Genomic DNA, 18,118 nt, shown 5'->3' on the forward strand with positions numbered 1-18,118 from the left:
CATTGCGCATGGCGAGGCCTTATCGTCCCTGACCGGATCCGGCGATCCGGCCACCAGGGGGATGCAAACAGTGACGCAGACAACGCGGGTGCGGCATGGCGCCCCGGGCACCACGACAGCCGCTGACGAGGCCCGTGACCCGATGCGGATGATGCTGTCCGCGCTGCAGGCAGTGGCGCAGGGTGACTTCACCGTGGAGTTGCCCGGCCACTGGGAAGGGCTCGAAGGCCGGCTCGCCGACGCGTTCAATGCGGTGGTCCGCGGCAACCGAGGCCTGGCGAGCGAACTCGCGCGCGTCGGCGAGAAGGTCGGCCGCGAGGGCCTGACCCGGCAGCGGATCGCCCTGCCCAACCGGCACGGCTGCTGGGGCGACATGGAAGACTCGGTCAACGAACTGGTCGACGACCTGGTGCGCCCGGTCGCCACCATCACCGAGGCCATCGCCGGCGTCGCCAAGGGCGACCTGACGCGCAGCGTGCCGCTGGAGGCCAATGGCCGGCAGTTGCAGGGTGAATTCATGCGCTCGGCGACGATCGTCAACCGCATGATCGAGCAGATGGGCGAGTTCAGCTCCGAGGTCACGCGCGTGGCGCTCGAGGTCGGCACGGCCGGCCGCCTCGGCGGCCAGGCCAAGGTGGAGGGCGTGTCCGGCGTCTGGAAGGAGCTCACCGACTCCGTCAACCAGATGGCGTCCAACCTCACCGCGCAGGTGCGCAACATCTCCGAGGTGACCATCGCGGTCGCCAACGGCGACCTGTCGCGCAAGATCACCGTGGACGTGCGCGGCGAGATCCTGCAGCTGAAGGAGGCCATCAACACCATGGTCGACCAGCTGCGCGGTTTCGCGTCCGAGGTCACGCGCGTGGCGCGCGAAGTCGGTACGGAGGGCAAGCTCGGTGGCCAGGCGATCGTGCCCGGCGTCGCCGGCACGTGGAAGGACCTGACCGACTCCGTCAACGCGATGGCGTCGAACCTGACCAGCCAGGTGCGCAACATCGCCGAAGTCACCACGGCGGTCGCGCGTGGCGACCTGTCGCGCAAGATCACCGTCGACGTGCGCGGCGAGATCGCCCAGCTCAAGGACACCATCAACACGATGGTCGACCAGTTGAACGGCTTCGCCGCGGAAGTCACGCGCGTGGCGCGCGAGGTCGGCACCGAGGGCAAGCTCGGCGGCCAGGCGCAGGTGCCCGATGTCGCCGGCACCTGGAAGGACCTCACCGACCACGTCAACTCGATGGCGTCCAACCTGACCAGCCAGGTGCGCAACATCGCCGAGGTCACCACCGCGGTCGCCAAGGGCGACCTGTCGCGCAAGATCACCGTGGACGTGCGCGGCGAGATCGCCGAACTGAAGGACACCATCAACACGATGGTCGACCAGCTCAACAGCTTCGCCGCCGAAGTGACGCGCGTGGCGCGCGAGGTCGGCACCGAGGGCAAGCTCGGCGGCCAGGCGCAGGTGCCCGGCGTCGACGGCACCTGGGCCGACCTCACCGACTCGGTCAACGCGATGGCGTCCAACCTGACCAGCCAGGTGCGCAACATCGCCGAGGTCACCACCGCGGTCGCCAAGGGCGACCTGTCCCGCAAGATCGCGGTCGATGCGCAGGGCGAGATCCTGCAGCTCAAGGACACCATCAACACGATGGTCGACCAGTTGAACGGCTTCGCCGCGGAAGTGACACGCGTGGCGCGCGAGGTCGGCACCGAGGGCAAGCTCGGTGGCCAGGCGCAGGTGCCGGGCGTCGCCGGCACCTGGAAGGACCTCACCGACAACGTCAACTCGATGGCGACCAACCTGACCACCCAGGTGCGCAACATCGCCGAGGTCACCACGGCGGTTGCCAAGGGCGACCTGTCGCGCAAGATCGCGGTCGACGCGCAGGGCGAGATCCTGCAGCTCAAGGACACCATCAACACGATGGTCGACCAGTTGAACGGCTTCGCCGCGGAGGTCACGCGCGTCGCGCGCGAAGTCGGCACCGAGGGCAAGCTCGGCGGCCAGGCGCAGGTGCCGGGCGTCGCCGGCACCTGGAAGGACCTCACCGACAACGTCAACTCCATGGCGACCAACCTCACCACCCAGGTGCGCAACATCGCCGAGGTGGCGACCTCGGTGGCCAAGGGCGACCTGTCGCGCAAGATCGCGGTCGATGCGCAGGGCGAGATCCTGCAGCTGAAGGACACGCTCAACACGATGGTCGACCAGCTCAACGGCTTCGCCGCGGAAGTCACGCGCGTGGCGCGCGAGGTCGGCACCGAGGGCAAGCTCGGCGGCCAGGCGCAGGTGCCCGGCGTGGCCGGTACCTGGAAGGACCTCACCGACAACGTCAACTCGATGGCCACCAACCTCACCGCGCAGGTGCGCGGCATCGCCAAGGTGGTCACCGCGGTCGCCACCGGCGACCTGCAGCAGAAGCTGACGGTGGAGGCCAAGGGCGAGATCGCCGAGCTGGCCGACACCATCAACGGCATGACCGACACGCTGGCGATCTTCGCCGACCAGGTGACCACGGTCGCGCGCGAGGTCGGCGTGGAAGGCCGCCTCGGCGGCCAGGCCAACGTGCCCGGCACCGCCGGCATCTGGAAGAACCTCACCGCCAACGTCAACCAGCTTGCCGCCAACCTCACCACCCAGGTGCGCGCGATCGCCGAGGTCGCCACCGCGGTGACCCAGGGCGACCTGACCCGCTCGATCACGGTCGATGTCCGCGGCGAACTCGCCGACCTCAAGGACAACATGAACCTGATGATCGGCACCCTGCGCGCGACCACCGAGAGCAACAGCGAGCAGGACTGGCTGAAGACCAACCTGGCGAAGTTCAGCGGCATGATGCAGGGCCAGCGCGACCTGCTGACGCTCGGCCAGATGCTGCTGTCGGAGCTGGCGCTGCTGGTCGACGCGCAACAGGGCCTGATCTACGTGGTCGAGGCCAACGACGCCAGCGACCACCCGCGCCTGCGCCAGCTGGCGCGTTACGCCGACGCCCCGGGCGCACCGCACCCGGGCACGCTCGCGTTCGGCGAAGGCCTGGTGGGCCAGTGCGCCGCCGAAGGCCGGCTGATCCTGATCGAGGACGTCCCGCCCGGCTCGGTGCAGATTTCGTCGGGCCTGCTGAGCGCCGTGCCCAAGAGCGTGATCGTGCTGCCGGTGCTGTTCGAGAAGCAGGTCAAGGCGGTACTTGAACTCGCCTCGCTGTCCGGGTTCACGCCCTCGCAGCGCATCTTCCTCGAACAGCTGTCCGGCAGCATCGGCATCGTGCTCAACACCATCGAATCGACGATGCGCACCGAGCGGCTGCTGTCGCAGTCGCAGCAGCTCGCCGGCGAACTGCAGGCGCAGCAGGACGAGCTGCAGCAGACCAACGAGGAGATCGCGCTGAAGGCGCAGATGCTCGCCGAACAGAAGGCCGAGGTGGAGCAGAAGAACCAGCAGATCGAACACGCGCGCCGCGAACTGGAGGAAAAGGCGGCCGAACTCGCGCTGACGTCGCGCTACAAGTCCGAGTTCCTGGCCAACATGTCGCACGAGCTGCGCACGCCGCTGAACTCGATCCTGATCCTCGGCCAGCAGCTGGCGGAAAACCCGGAAGCCAACCTCAGCGGCCGCCAGGTGGAGTTCGCCAAGACCATCCATGCCGCCGGCACCGACCTCCTCAACCTGATCAGCGACATCCTCGACCTGTCGAAGATCGAGTCGGGCACGGTCACCGTCGACAGCGAGGCGGTGCGCTTCGCGCACCTGCGCGACAACCTGATGCGCGCCTTCCGCCACGAAGCCGAGCGCCGCGACCTCGAGTTCACCATCGAGCTCGACCCCGCGCTGGGCCCGGTGCTGAGCACCGATCCCAAGCGCTTGCAGCAGATCCTCAAGAACCTGCTGTCCAACGCCTTCAAGTTCACCCAGCACGGCAGCGTGCGGATGCGCGCCTACAAGGCTCGTTCGGGCTGGTCGCGCGAACACGACGTGCTCGGCGACGCCGGCACGGTGGTCGCGATCGAGGTCAGCGACACCGGCATCGGCATCTCGGCGGACAAGCAGAAGATCGTGTTCGAGGCCTTCCAGCAGGCCGACGCCGGCACCTCGCGCCAGTTCGGCGGCACCGGGCTGGGGCTTGCGATCAGCCGCGAACTCGCCGGCCTGCTTGGCGGCGAAATGCACCTGCAGAGCGAACCCGGCACCGGCAGCACGTTCACCCTGTACCTGCCGCTGCACTATGCCGGTGCCGACCGCGCGCACAGCGTGCGCGCCGCGCAGGCCCTGCGCAGCCCGGCCGGCATGGTGGAAGCGCCCGTGGCGGTGCCGGAAGCGGTTGCCGACGACCGCGACCTGGAGCCCGGTGGCACCCCGGTGCTGCTGCTGGTCGAGGACGACCCGCGCTACGCCACGGTGCTGCGCGACCTTGCGCGGAACCAGGGGTTCCACGTGCTGGTCGCAGGATCGGGTGCCGAGGCGCTGCGACTGGTGCACGCCTACCAGCCGACCGCGATCTGCCTGGACATCTTCCTGCCCGACATGCTCGGCTGGACGCTGCTGGCGCGACTGAAGCAGGACGCCGGCACCCGCCACATCCCGGTGCAGATCCTGACCATCGAGGAGGGGCGCCACCAGAGCCTCGAGCGCGGCGCGTTCGCCTACCTGGCCAAGCCCGCGACCACCGAAACCATCGACGCTTCGCTGCAGCGCATGCGCGAATACGCGCTGCCGCGGGTCAAGCGCCTGCTGGTGGTGGAGGACGACGCCAACGAGCGCCTCGGCATCGAGGCCCTGATCGGCCATGACGACGTCGCCATCGACACCGTCGACAGCGGCGCGGCCGCGCTCGTGGCGCTGGCCGGCGGCGGCTACGACTGCGCCGTGGTCGACCTGCGCCTGCCCGACATGGACGGCTTCGAACTGCTCGACCGCATCCAGGAGCAGCCGCTGCTGCGCGACCTGCCGATCGTGGTGTTCACCGGCAAGGAGCTCTCCGCCGAGGACATGCAGCGGCTGCGGCATGCCGCCAAGAGCGTGGTCATCAAGGATGTCGAGTCGCCCGAGCGGCTGCTCGACGAGACGGCGCTGTTCCTGCACCGGGTGATCGCCGACCTGCCGGCGGACAAGCGGCGCATGGTCGAGCGCCTGCATGCGTCCGACGACATGCTCGCCGACAAGCGCGTGCTGGTGGTGGACGACGACGTGCGCAACATCTTCGCCATGTCCAGCGTGCTGGAGCGCCATGGCATGGACGTGGTCACCGCGGCCAATGGCCAGGAAGCCGTGGACCAGGTCGCCGGCGACCCCGGCATCGGCCTGGTGCTGATGGACATCATGATGCCCGGCATGGACGGCTACGAGACCATGCGCGCCATCCGCCGCCTGCCGGGGTTGCGCGCGCTGCCGATCGTGGCCATCACCGCCAAGGCGATGAAGGGCGATCGCGAGAAGTGCCTGGAGGCGGGCGCATCGGATTACCTGGCCAAGCCCGTGGTGACCGATGAACTGCTTGGAGTGCTGCGGCAATGGCTGCATCGTTGAGCCATCCGGCGGCGCGCGCGGCGCACCGCGATGGAGTGCGTGCACCCGGCGACGAGCCCGTGCGGATCCTGCTGGTCGACGACCAGCCCGGGCGCCTGCTCACCTACCAGGCGATCCTCGAGCCGCTGGGCGAGCACCTGGTGCAGGCGAGTTCCGGCCGCGAGGCGCTGAAGCTGCTGATGCAGGACGACTACGCGCTGATCCTGCTCGACGTCAACATGCCCGACATGGACGGGTTCGAGACCGCGAGCCTGGTGCACCAGCACCCGCGCTACGAGAAGACGCCGATCATCTTCGTCACCGCGGTCAACGTGACCGACATGGACCGCCTGCAGGGCTACCAGCTGGGTGCCGTCGACTACGTGATGGTGCCGGTGATCCCGGAGATCCTGCGCAGCAAGGTCGAAGTTCTTGTGGAGCTGTACCGCAAGCGGCGCGAACTGGAGCTGCTCAACGCCAGCCTGGCCGCGCAGAACCAGGCACTGCAGCAGGAGAAGTCGCGCGAGCTGCACGCCCTCAATGAATCGCTGCGCCTGGCCAATGAAACGCTCGCCAGCCGCAACAACGAACTGCAGAACGAGGTGGCGGAGCGCGCCCGCGCCGAAGACCGGCTGCGCGACATGGCACAGCGCAAGGATGTGTTCCTGGCGACGCTGGCGCACGAGCTGCGCAACCCGCTGGCGCCGCTCCAGAACGCGCTGGCCATCCGCCGGCTCGAGGCCGGCGGCGGCGCCGACCCGCTGCACGACACCATGGAGCGGCAACTCGCGCTGCTCGTGCGCCTGATCGACGACCTGCTCGACATCGCGCGCATCGCGCAGGGCAAGCTGACGCTGCGCCCGGATACGGTGTCGCTTGCGGACATGCTGGATTCGGCGGTGGAAGTCGCACAGCCGCTGCTGGATGCCGGCGGGCACCGCTTCCACATGGTCCTGCCGGCGCACGAGGTCCTGCTGCTGCAGGCCGACCACATGCGCCTGGCCCAGGTCTTCGCCAACCTGCTCAACAACGCGGCCAAGTACTCCGATCCGGGCAGCAGGATCGATCTCGAGGCCCGCCTTGACGCGGCCCGCGACGAGGTCGTGGTCACCGTGCGCGACACCGGCATCGGCCTGGCTGAAGACCAGATGGCGGCGGTGTTCGACGTGTTCCGCCAGGTCGACACCACCATCGAGCGCGCGCATGGCGGCCTCGGCATCGGCCTCACCCTGGTGGAGAAGATCACCGCCATGCACGCGGGGCGCGTCGAGGTGGAAAGCGCCGGACTCGGCCATGGCTGCACGTTCCGCGTGTGCCTGCCGCGGCAGCGGGCGGCGATGGCCGGTACGCCGGACGCGCCGACGCCCGGCGTGGTCGCCGCCGAGACCCCCGCAGGCGCGCGCACCGGCACGACGCGGATCCTGGTGGTCGACGACAACCGCGACGCCGCCGACACGCTGGCGATGATGGTGCGCGTGCTGGGCCACGAGGTGGCGCAGGTGTACGACCCGCTGCAGGTGGAGGCCGAGGTGGAGCGCTTCGCGCCCGACCTGGTCTTCCTCGACGTCGGCATGCCCGGGCGCAGCGGCTACGACATCGCCCGCAGCCTGCGGCAGCACCGCGGCCCGGCGGCGCTGGGCATCGTCGCGGTCACCGGCTGGGGCCAGCCGGAGGACCGCGAGCGCACCCGCGCCGCCGGGTTCGACGAACACCTGGTGAAGCCACCGCAACTGGACGCGATCCGGCGGCTGTGCGCCGGGGCCGGCCGCGGAGCGGCGACATGAGCGCGCCTTCGGCCAAGGCCTGGATGGACCGCCTCGCGCACGACCTGCGCGGGCCGCTTTCGCCGATGCAGACCGCTGTCTACCTGTTGCGTGACCCGGGCCTCGGCGACGACCAGCGCGACGAGCTGTTCGCGGTGCTGGAACGCCAGATCCAGCGCCTGGGCGGGATGATCGACGAGTTCAGCGACCTCGGCCGCGCCGAGCAGGGCCGGCTGATGGTCCGCAGCGAAGCGATCGACCTGGAGCTGCTGGTGATGGACACCATCGCCCGCCTGCGCGAGGTGCCGCCCCACGTGGAGTTCGCGCCAGGGGCGGAGACCCTGCGGATCGCCGGTGACATGCAGCGCGTGGCCCAGCTGTTCCACGCCCTGCTCGGGCTGCAGCTGTCGCGCAGCCATCCGGTGGCGGTGCGCGCCCGCATCGAGGGCCACGGCGCGCGCATGCGCATGGCCTGCGCGGTGCACTGCCGCGATGCGTCGGACACCCTGATCGCGTCGCTGCTGACCTCGCCGCATCCGGACCCGCCGGACGATGCGCTCGGCCTCGGGCTGGTGATCGCCGCGGCCATCGCCACCGCGCACGGCGGCAGCCTGCATGGCCGTGCCAGCGGCGGGGACACCCTGGAACTCATGCTCGACCTGCCCGCCCTGCCCGATGCCGGGCAGGAGTAAGCGGCGCTAGACGTGTTCCGCCGGATCCGGCGAGCCCGGCTCGCAGTGCCCCGCCGGCAATTGCTTGATGCGATGGCGCTCGAGCCGCCACACCAGCCAGCCCGCGAGTGTGAACACGGCCGCCGCCACCGCCAACGCCAGCATCGAGCCACTGACCAGCGGCGACAGCACGCCGGCCACCACCGCGTTCAGCGAGAGGCTGGTGAAGGCCTGCAGCGATGACGCCGAGCCGCGCTGTCGCGGGTACATGTCCAGGATCGCAAGCGTCAGCACCGGGAACACCAGCGACACGCCGAACGCGTTCAGTGTGGCCGGCAGCACCGCCCACGGCACGGTGGGCTCCGCCACCAGCAGGCTGTAGGCCACGTTGCCCAGCGCCGCCATGCCGCAGCAGGCGAATCCCAGGTTGACCTGCACGGCGGGCGTGACCCGGCCGGCCATGCGCCCCGAGGTGAAGGCGCCGAGCATCATGCCGCCGATCATCGGCCCGAAAAACCAGGCGAAGCTGCGCTCGTCGAGCTTCAACAGGTCGAGCACGAACGCCGGCGCCGAGGCGATGTACAGGAACAGCGCCGAAAAGTTCAGCGCGCCCGCCGCGGCCAGGCGCTGGAAGCGGCCGTTGGTGAAGATCGCGACGTAGTCGCGCAGCAGCCGGCGCGGCAGCGGTGCGATGCGGTTGTGCGGCGGGTGGGTTTCGGGAAGCCACATCCAGGTCGCAGCCAGCAGCAGCACCGCGAACGCGACCAGGAACCAGAAGATGTCGTGCCAGTGGCCCCAGCCCAGGATCCAGCCGCCGATCACCGGCGCGATCGCCGGGGCGATGCCGAAGATCATCGACACCTGGCTCATCAGCCGCTGCGCGTCGTCGCCCTGCAGCACGTCGCGGATCACCGCGCGCCCCACGATCAGGCCCACGCCCGCGGACAGTCCCTGCAGCGCCCGGAACGCCAGCATGTTCGCCAGGTCGTCGGCCAGGGCGCAGCCCACCGAGGCCGCGATGAACACCACCAGCCCGCCCAGGATCACCCGCCGCCGGCCGAAGGCGTCGGACATCGGGCCGTGCACCAGGCTCATCAGCGCATAGGCCACCAGGTAGACGCTGATGGTCTGCTGCATCGCCAGCTTGTCGGCGCCCAGCGACGCGCCCATGGCCGGGAAGGCCGGGAAGATCGCGTCGATCGAGAACGGCCCGAACATCGCCAGGCCGGCGAGCAGCGGGGCCAGGCCTCGGGGAGACAGGCGGGGTTCTCGGGCGGCCATCAACGGCGCGCGCCCGGATGTGGGACGGTCATTCAGGGGGATCCGGCGTGGGCTGCGCAGGATAGCAACCGCGCGCCTGCCGCCGCGGCAATCCGCCTATAATCGCCCTGCTGCAACCAGCCGGTGGGAGAAGCGGACCCCGGTCCGCTGCCGAAGGCGCAAACGCCCGTAATCGCTCAGGCTCCCGTACCGCCGGTGGGAAACACTCTGGAGAGACCGGTTGGATCCGGCGCCGAAGGTGCATTGGGTGGGCATGGCCCGCCCTGAACTCTCAGGCAAAAGGACAGAGGGGCGTACGCGTGCAGCCGCACGCCGTCCCTTCGCGTCCGCCAGAGGCCCGCCATGACCCCAGACAACTCCCTGCGCTCGCTCGAGCACCACGACGCGTTCGTGTCGCGCCACATCGGCCCCAACGACGCCGAGGTCGCGCAGATGCTGCGCGTGGTCGGCCATGCCTCGCTGGAGTCGCTGACCGACGCCATCGTGCCGGGCTCGATCCGCTCCGGGCAGGGCCTGGCGCTGTCGCCATCGATGACCGAGGTCGACGCGCTGGCGCGCATCCGCGCCATCGCCGATCGCAACCAGGTGTTCCGCAGCTTCATCGGCCAGGGCTACTACGGCACGCACACGCCGAACGTCATCCTGCGCAACATCCTGGAAAACCCGGCCTGGTACACGGCGTACACGCCCTACCAGGCGGAGATCTCGCAGGGCCGCATGGAAGCGCTGATCAACTTCCAGACCATGCTCGCCGACCTGACCGGGATGGAGATCGCCAACGCCTCGCTGCTCGACGAGGCCACCGCCGCCGCCGAGGCGATGACGCTGGCCAAGCGGATGTCGAAGTCGAAGTCGAACGTGTTCTTCGTGTCGACGCACGTGCACCCGCAGACGCTGGAAGTGCTGCGCACGCGCGCCGACGGCCTCGGCATCGAGCTCCACGTCGGTGACGATGCCGACGCCGCCACCGTCGACAGCTATGGCGTGCTGCTGCAGTACCCCGACACCTTCGGCCGCATCGGCGACCACCGCGCGGTGGCCGACGCCGTGCACGCGCGCAACGGCGTGGTGGCGGTGGCGGCCGACCTGCTGGCGTTGACCCTGATCGCCGCGCCCGGCACCTGGGGCGCCGACATCGTGGTCGGCAACAGCCAGCGCTTCGGCGTGCCCTTCGGCTTCGGCGGCCCGCATGCCGGCTACATGGCGTGCCGCGACGCGTTCAAGCGCTCCATGCCCGGCCGCCTGATCGGCGTGTCGGTGGACGCCGAAGGCAATCCCGCCTACCGCCTCACCCTGCAGACCCGCGAGCAGCACATCCGCCGCGAGAAGGCGACCTCGAACATCTGCACCGCGCAGGTGCTGCTGGCGGTGATGGCCTCGATGTACGCCGTCTACCACGGCCCCGAAGGCCTGACCCGCATCGCCCGCCGCGTGCACCGCCTGGCCGCGATCCTGGCCGACGTGCTGCGTGGTGCCGGCGCCACCGTCGGCGGGGAATTCTTCGACACCCTGCATGTCAGCGGCATCGATGCCGCGGCCGTGCACGACCGCGCCCGCGAGGCGCGCATCAACCTGCGCGCGCTCGATGCCGGCAGCGTCGGCATCAGCCTCGACGAGACCACCACCCGCGAAGACGTGGCCGCGCTGGCCGCGCTGTTTGGCGCGACGGTCGACGACATCGATGCGCTCGACGCCGCCACCGCCGACGCCCTGCCCGCGGGTCTCGCGCGCGACACCGCGTTCATGGCGCACCCGGTGTTCAACACCCACCACAGCGAGCACGAGATGCTGCGCTACATGCGCGCGCTGGCCGACAAGGACCTGGCGATGGATCGCACCATGATCCCGCTGGGCTCCTGCACCATGAAGCTCAACGCCACCGCCGAGATGATCCCGATCACCTGGCCGGAGTTCGCCGACATCCACCCGCTGGCGCCGGCCGAGCAGACCCAGGGCTACGACGAGCTGATCACCGGCCTGGAAGCGATGCTGGTGGAGATCACCGGCTACGACGCGGTCAGCTTCCAGCCCAACTCCGGCGCGCAGGGCGAGTTCGCCGGGCTGCTGGCGATCCGCGCGTACCAGCAGTCGCGCGGCGAGGGCCACCGTGACATCTGCCTGATCCCGGAATCCGCGCACGGCACCAACCCGGCGTCGGCGCAGATGGTCGGCATGACCGTGGTCGTGACGCGCTGCGACAAGGACGGCAACGTCGACGTCGACGACATCCGCGCCAAGGCCGAAAAGTACTCCGACCGCCTGGCCGCGATCATGATCACCTACCCGTCCACGCACGGCGTGTTCGAGGAGGACGTGGTCGAGATCTGCGAGATCGTGCACCGGCACGGCGGCCAGGTGTACACCGACGGCGCCAACATGAACGCGCTGGTCGGCGTGGCCAGGCCCGGCAAGTGGGGCTCGGACGTCTCGCACCTCAACCTGCACAAGACCTTCTGCATCCCGCACGGCGGCGGTGGCCCCGGTGTCGGCCCCTGCGCGGTGAAGTCGCACCTTGCCCCGTTCCTGCCGCGCGCGTTCAACGCGGATGCCGGCGCCACGGCGATCGGCGGCATGGTCTCCGCCGCCACGCATGGCTCGGCCTCCATCCTGCCGATCAGCTGGATGTACATCGCGATGATGGGCGCCGACGGCCTGCGCCGCGCCACCCAGGTCGCGCTGCTCAATGCCAACTACGTGGCCAAGCGGCTGGAGCCGCACTACCCCACCCTGTACACCGGCCGCAACGGCCTGGTGGCGCACGAGTGCATCCTCGACCTGCGCCCGCTCAAGGACGCCACCGGCATCGGCGCCGAGGACGTGGCCAAGCGGCTGATCGACTTCGGCTTCCACGCGCCCACGCTGAGCTTCCCGGTCTCGGGCACGCTGATGGTCGAGCCCACCGAGAGCGAGTCGATGCACGAGCTCGACCGCTTCATCGACGCGATGATCCAGATCCGCGACGAGATCCGCGCGATCGAGAACGGCACGCTGGACCGCGAGGACAATCCCCTGCTCAACGCGCCGCACACCGCCGCCCAGGCCAGCGCCAGCGAGTGGACGCACGCCTATCCGCGCGAGCTGGCGGTGTTCCCGCTGCCCAGCCTGCGCCAGCAGAAATACTGGCCGCCGGTGGCGCGCGTGGACAACGTGCACGGCGACAAGAACGTGTTCTGCAGCTGCATCCCGATCGGTTCGGCGGAAGACGAGCCGGAGGCGTTCAGCGAGCCCGACGTGGTGTGACGCCGGACGGCCGCGGCGGTCCTGCCGCCGCGGCGTCCGGGACACGCGGCCATACACCACGCTTCACATGTGTGGCGCTAGGCTGCGCGCATGCCCTCCCTCCAGGCATCCATCGCAGCTCCGCCGGCCGCCATTGATGGCACCACGCCGGACCTCCGCGCGCGTTTCGCCACGGTCCGCGCGCGCACGCGCGCGCTGGCCGCACCGCTTTCGGCCGAGGACGCGCAGCTGCAGTGCATGGCCGACGCCAGCCCGGCCAAATGGCACCTCGCCCACACCACCTGGTTCTTCGCACGCTTCGTGCTGGGCAGGCTTGGCGAGCCGCCCATTCCCGCGGGCTGGGACTACCTGTTCAACAGCTACTACGTCGGCGCAGGCGAACGCCATCCGCGCGCCAGCCGGGGGCTGGTGTCGCGCCCCACGCTGGCCGAGGTGCTGGCGTGGCGCGACGCGGTCGATGACCGTGTCCTGGCCCTGCTGGATGCCGGTGGCCTGGATGCCGGCGCGCGCGACGTGCTGCTGCTCGGCACGCACCACGAACAGCAGCACCAGGAGCTGCTGCTGACCGACATCAAGCACGCGTTCTGGAGCAATCCGCTGGCCCCCGCCTACCACCCCCCCGATGCCGACGCGTCCGTGCCCGGCGCACCCGCTGCGGCGGAACCGGGGCTGCGCTGGCTTGCGCGCGATGAAACGCTCACCGAGCTAGGCGCCGCGCCGTGGCCGGGCGGCGCCTTCGCCTTCGACAACGAAACACCGCGCCACCGCGCGCTGGTGCCCGCGCACGCGCTGGCCAGCCGGGCGGCGACCAACGCCGAATTCGCCGCGTTCGTGGACGACGCCGGCTACGCCACGCCCACGCTGTGGCTCAGCGACGGCTGGGACCTGGCCGCGCGCGAAGGCTGGCAGCGCCCGCTGTACTGGCACGCCGACGGGGTGCGCGAGTTCACGCTCGCCGGCTGGCGCGAACGCGATCCGCATGCACCGGCCTGCCACCTGTCGCATTACGAGGCGGACGCGTTCGCCCGCTGGGCGGGGGCTCGCCTGCCCACCGAAGCCGAATGGGAGCTGGCCGCTGCCGGCCGCCCCGTAGAAGGCGACTTCGCCGATGGGGGCATTTTCCAGCCGCGCGCGCAGGCCGCCGCCGGCAACGACCCACATGGCCTGTTCGGCGGCACCTGGGAATGGACGTCGAGCGCCTATGCGCCCTACCCCGGCTTCCGTCCGCTGCCCGGCACGCTGGGCGAGTACAACGGCAAGTTCATGAGCGGACAGCTGGTACTGCGCGGCGGCAGTTGCGCCACGCCGCGAGACCACGCCCGCGCCAGCTATCGCAATTTCTTCGCGCCCTCCGCGCGCTGGCAGTTCAGCGGCGTGCGCCTGGCGAGGGACCGCGCGTGAACAGCGACCTGCCGATCACCGACCTGCATCCCACGCCCGACGACATCACCGGCGACGTGCTGCGCGGGCTGTCGGCGACGCCGAAGCGGCTGCCCTCGAAGTATTTCTACGACCGGCGCGGGTCGGAGCTGTTCGAGGCCATCACCCGCCAGCCCGAGTACTACCCCACGCGCATTGAACTGGCCCTGCTGGAGGCACGCGGCGCGCAGATCGCCGCCGCGGTCGGCCCGCGCGCGCACGTGGTCGAGTACGGCAGCGGCAGCGGCCGCAAGACGCGCCTGCTGCTGGATGCGCTCGACGATCCGGTCGCCTACACGCCGATCGAGATCTCGCGCTCGGCGCTCACCGCCAGCGCCGACCGCCTGGACCGCGAGTTCGGCGATGTCGAGGTGTTGCCGGTGCTGGCCGACTTCACCTGCCCGGTACCGCTGCCCGCGCCGTCGCGCGCGGCCGATCATGCGCTGGTGTTCTTCCCCGGCTCGACGCTCGGCAACTTCGACCGCGCCGAGTCCGTGCGCCTGCTCGCGGCGATGCGCGACACCATGGGCGAGCGTGGCGGCGCCCTGGTCGGCATCGACCTGGAGAAGGATCCGGCCGTGATCGAAGCCGCGTACAACGACGCGGCCGGGGTGACCGCCGCGTTCACCCTCAACCTGCTGGCGCGCCTCAACCGCGACATCGGCAGCGACTTCGCGCCCGACGGGTTTGCGCATCGCGCGCGCTACCTGCGCGACGAAGGCCGCATCATGACGACGCTGGAAAGCCTGCGCGCGCAGGCGGTCACCGTGGACGGCCAGCGCTTCGCGTTCGCGGCCGGCGAGCAGATGCACGTCGAGCAGAGCCAGAAGTACAGCGACGCACGCTTCGATGCGCTGGTCCGCGAGGCCGGCTTGCGCGTCGTCGAACGCTGGAACGACCCGCTCGACTGGTTCGGCCTGCGGCTCCTGCGCCGCGGCGTGGCGCCGGACCCTGCTCCGTAATCGCGCACGGCCCGCGATCCCCACATCGGCTTTACATCCCGGGGCAGACCATGGCAGTCCTACCCGCCCCCGGAACGCCCCATGGCCAGACCCAAGACGCCGACCGCCACGCCCCCCGGCAGGCAGCCCCCGACCGCGCCCAAGGCGCCGGACCCCAAGCCGGCCGGCAGCATCGGCCGCCGCGCCGGCGCCGATCCCGATGCCGACGCTCCGCGCGGCCACGGCGACGAACTGCAGCAGCAGGCCGGGGGCCCGCGTCCGCAGCTCACCACCAACCAGGGGCTGGTGATTGCCGACAACCAGAATTCGCTGCGCGCGACGCCCAAGGGCCCGACGCTGCTGGAAGACTTCATCCTGCGCGAGAAGATCACCCACTTCGACCATGAGCGCATTCCCGAGCGCATCGTGCACGCGCGTGGTTCCGCCGCACACGGCTACTTCGAACTGACGGAATCGCTCGCGAAGTACAGCCGCGCGAAGCTGTTCACCGAGGTCGGCACGCGCACGCCGGTGTTCACCCGCTTCTCCACCGTGGCCGGCGGCGCCGGCTCGGTCGACACGCCGCGCGACGTGCGCGGTTTCGCGGTCAAGTTCTACACATCGGAAGGCAACTTCGACCTGGTCGGCAACAACATCCCGGTGTTCTTCATCCAGGACGCGATGAAGTTCCCCGACGTGGTGCACTCGGTGAAGATGGAGCCAGACCGCGCCTTCCCGCAGGCGGCCAGCGCGCACGACACGTTCTGGGACTTCATCACGCTCACGCCGGAATCGATGCACATGATCATGTGGGCGATGAGCGACCGCACCATCCCGCGTTCGCTGCGCACCATCGAAGGCTTCGGCGTACACAGCTTCCGCCTGCTCGACGAGGCCGGCAACAGCACGTTCGTCAAGTTCCACTGGCGGCCGAAGCTCGGCATCCAGTCGACCGTGTGGGACGAGGCGCTGAAGCTGCAGGCCGCCGACAACGACTACCACCGCCGCGACCTGTTCGAGAACATCACCGCCGGCAACCATCCCGAATGGGAGTTCGGCGTGCAGCTGTTCACCGAAGCCGAAGCCGAGGCGTTCCCGTTCGACCACCTCGACCCCACCAAGATCATCCCCGAGGCCCTGGTGCCGGTGCAGATCGTCGGCCGCATGGTGCTCGACCGCTGGCCGGACAACTTCTTCGCCGAGACCGAACAGGTGGCGTTCTGCCCGACCAACATCGTGCCCGGCATCGACTTCAGCAACGACCCGCTGCTGCAGGGCCGGCTGTTCTCCTACCTCGACACCCAGCTGATCCGCCTTGGCGGGCCGAACTTCCACCAGATCCCCGTCAACCAGCCCAAGTGCCCGTTCGCCAACCACCAGCGCGACGGCCACATGCAGATGCAGGTGCACAAGGGCCGCGTGAACTACGAGCCCAGCTCGCTGCAGGACGACAGCCCGCGCGCCGATATGCAGGCCGGGTTCCGCAGCCACGCCACGCCGCCCGATGACGGCGCCAAGGGCCGCATCCGCGCGGAAAGCTTCGCCGACCACTACAGCCAGGCGCGGATGTTCTTCCGCAGCCTCGAGGCGCCGGAGCAGGCACACCTGGCGTCGGCACTGGTGTTCGAACTGTCCAAGGTGGAGACGCCCAAGGTGCGCGAGCGCATGGTCGGCCACCTGCGCCACATCGATGAATCGCTGGCGCAGCGCGTGGCCGACGGGATGGGACTCGACACGCTTCCACCCGCGCCGGACGCCGCGGTGCCGCCGCGCGACATGCCTCCGGCGCCGGAGGTGCGCATCATCGGCCGCATGAAGCACACCCTGCAGCACCGCGCCGTCGGCATCCTCATCGATGACGGCAGCGATGGCGCGGCGTTGAAGGCGCTGCGCAAGGCCGCGGAATCCGCCGGCGCCACGGTCACGATCATCGCGCCCAAGCTCGGCGGCGCGGTGCTCTCCGACGGCACGAAACAGCCGGCCGACGGCCAGCTTGCCGGCACGCCGTCGCAGCTGTTCGACGCCGTCGCCGTGCTGCTGTCCGCCGACGCCGGCAGGAAGCTCGCGAAGGAATCCGCCGCCGTCGACTTCGTCGCCAACGCCTGGGTGCACCTCAGGCGATCGCTTCGGATGCCGGCGCGGCGCCGTTGCTGAAGGCCGGCAACGTCGGCAAGGATGCCGGCACCGTGGACGCCGCCGACAGCAAGGGGTTCATCGATGCCGCCAGCACGCGGCAATGGGCGCGCGAGCCGAAAGTGCGGACCCTGGCCTGAGCATGGCCTACGTCGCCGGCTACGCGCCCGAGGCCATGACCCGCGAGGAGGTCGACGCGCTTCCCGGCGCGACGGTCCTCGAGTTCGGCACCGACTGGTGCGGGTTCTGCCAGGGGGCGCAGCCGGCGATCGAAGCCGCGCTCGCCGCGCATCGGGACCTGCGCCACATCAAGGTCGAGGACGGCAGCGGTCGCCCTCTCGGCCGCTCGTTCCGCATCAAGCTGTGGCCGACGCTGGTGCTGCTGCGCGACGGCGAGGAGGTCGCGCGCGTGGTGCGTCCGTCGACGCGCGCAGAAGTGGACCGCGCAGTCGAACTGCTGGACCCGCCGGCCTGAAGGCGGCGGGCGGCGGGCGGCCCTCGCTCAAGCGTTGCGGATGTGCGCCACCTGCGGCTGCACCATGATCCTCGCGTCCTTGAAGTACAGCATGCGCAGTTGCCTGCCGCGCGGCGACCAGCCGATGAAATGCGCGCCCGGCTCCGCCTCGTACATATCCTGGTAACGGACGCTCATCGCATCGTTCTGCAGTTCGATCATCACGCCCACCGATTCCGGCTGCGGCAGCGACGCGTTGTACGCCTCGAGCGTGTCGCGCGCACGCACCAGGAACGGCATGGTCAGCTTCATGCCGCGGTGCGAGGGCGCGAAGAACTGCCGGTACAGGTAGGTGGGCTGGCCGAACGACGGCACGATGCCAAGCACCGCGGTGCCGACGCTCCAGATCCCGCCGTCCCCGTCGCGGCCCACCAGCACCGCCTGGGTGGCGCGCTCGGCGGCCTTGGTCGGGTCCGGGATCGCGTTGTTGCGCGCCCAGAACGCGATCAGTTCCGACGCCAGCGCCGGCGTGACCTGCTTCCAGACCGGAATCATTTCCAGCGCCATCAGGACCGGCCCCGCTGCTGCGTTGATGCCTGCTTCATCGCATCCACTCCGTCGGTTGGTTGACCCGATCATCGCGCATGGCGTCGCCACGTCGCAATCCGCGCATGCGCCAGGTTGCTTCGCAACGCGGATGCCTAGAATGGAACGTC

The 18,118-nt window shown here is 70.0% G+C and carries 9 protein-coding genes, 1 pseudogene and 1 riboswitch; of the genes and pseudogenes, 8 read left to right on the forward strand and 2 right to left on the reverse strand.

Going from position 1 to position 18,118, the window contains the following annotated elements; translation table 11 throughout:
- The first annotated feature begins 70 nt into the window (after positions 1 to 70).
- Genes H5368_RS05395 through H5368_RS05405 form a run of 3 tightly spaced genes read left to right on the forward strand, consistent with a single transcriptional unit; the run spans position 71 to position 7,955 of the window.
- Positions 71 to 5,521, forward strand: a complete 5,451-nt coding sequence (locus H5368_RS05395; protein WP_220486500.1) for a HAMP domain-containing protein — start codon at positions 71 to 73, stop codon at positions 5,519 to 5,521.
- The gene (locus H5368_RS05400) at positions 5,506 to 7,284 is read left to right on the forward strand and encodes a response regulator (RefSeq protein WP_182822088.1); all 1,779 of its coding nucleotides are present in this window, start codon (positions 5,506 to 5,508) and stop codon (positions 7,282 to 7,284) included. Before H5368_RS05395 ends, H5368_RS05400 begins: the two co-directional genes overlap by 16 nt.
- Complete coding sequence (locus H5368_RS05405; RefSeq protein ID WP_182822091.1) at positions 7,281 to 7,955, forward strand: HAMP domain-containing histidine kinase; 675 nt, start codon at positions 7,281 to 7,283, stop codon at positions 7,953 to 7,955. The genes H5368_RS05400 and H5368_RS05405 overlap by 4 nt, the downstream gene beginning before the upstream one ends.
- 6 nt (positions 7,956 to 7,961) lie before the next feature.
- Here H5368_RS05405 and H5368_RS05410 read toward each other — a convergent pair whose 3' ends face one another.
- Positions 7,962 to 9,215 carry a multidrug effflux MFS transporter gene (locus H5368_RS05410; RefSeq protein WP_182822093.1) on the reverse strand — a complete coding sequence of 418 codons (1,254 nt, stop codon included), beginning with the start codon at positions 9,213 to 9,215 and terminating at the stop codon, positions 7,962 to 7,964.
- A 197-nt stretch (positions 9,216 to 9,412) separates the two neighbouring features.
- Positions 9,413 to 9,512, forward strand: a riboswitch (glycine riboswitch).
- 45 nt (positions 9,513 to 9,557) lie between these two features.
- Between H5368_RS05410 and gcvP the strand changes: the two genes are divergently transcribed.
- From gcvP to H5368_RS05435, 5 genes and pseudogenes are all read left to right on the forward strand, one after another.
- The gene (gene gcvP / locus H5368_RS05415; protein ID WP_182822095.1) at positions 9,558 to 12,455 is read left to right on the forward strand and encodes an aminomethyl-transferring glycine dehydrogenase; all 2,898 of its coding nucleotides are present in this window, start codon (positions 9,558 to 9,560) and stop codon (positions 12,453 to 12,455) included.
- A 90-nt stretch (positions 12,456 to 12,545) separates the two neighbouring features.
- Entirely contained in the window at positions 12,546 to 13,856 is a 1,311-nt protein-coding gene (gene egtB, locus H5368_RS05420) for an ergothioneine biosynthesis protein EgtB (RefSeq protein ID WP_182822097.1), read from the forward strand.
- A complete protein-coding gene (gene egtD, locus H5368_RS05425; protein ID WP_255486459.1) occupies positions 13,814 to 14,836 on the forward strand; it encodes an L-histidine N(alpha)-methyltransferase in 1,023 nt (340 codons plus the stop codon). Before egtB ends, egtD begins: the two co-directional genes overlap by 43 nt.
- A gap of 171 nt (positions 14,837 to 15,007) precedes the next feature.
- A pseudogene (locus H5368_RS05430) lies at positions 15,008 to 17,088 on the forward strand (catalase).
- Between the two features lie 2 nt (positions 17,089 to 17,090).
- Positions 17,091 to 17,423, forward strand: coding sequence for a thioredoxin family protein (locus tag H5368_RS05435; protein WP_182822099.1), 333 nt, complete (start codon positions 17,091 to 17,093; stop codon positions 17,421 to 17,423).
- A 27-nt stretch (positions 17,424 to 17,450) separates the two neighbouring features.
- Here the strand turns inward: H5368_RS05435 and H5368_RS05440 are convergent, their stop codons facing one another.
- The gene (locus H5368_RS05440; RefSeq protein ID WP_182822116.1) at positions 17,451 to 17,957 is read right to left on the reverse strand and encodes a hypothetical protein; all 507 of its coding nucleotides are present in this window, start codon (positions 17,955 to 17,957) and stop codon (positions 17,451 to 17,453) included.
- Positions 17,958 to 18,118: the final 161 nt, after the last annotated feature.

The sequence above is a fragment of the Luteimonas sp. MC1782 genome (genome assembly GCF_014164605.1).
Taxonomy (GTDB): domain Bacteria; phylum Pseudomonadota; class Gammaproteobacteria; order Xanthomonadales; family Xanthomonadaceae; genus Luteimonas.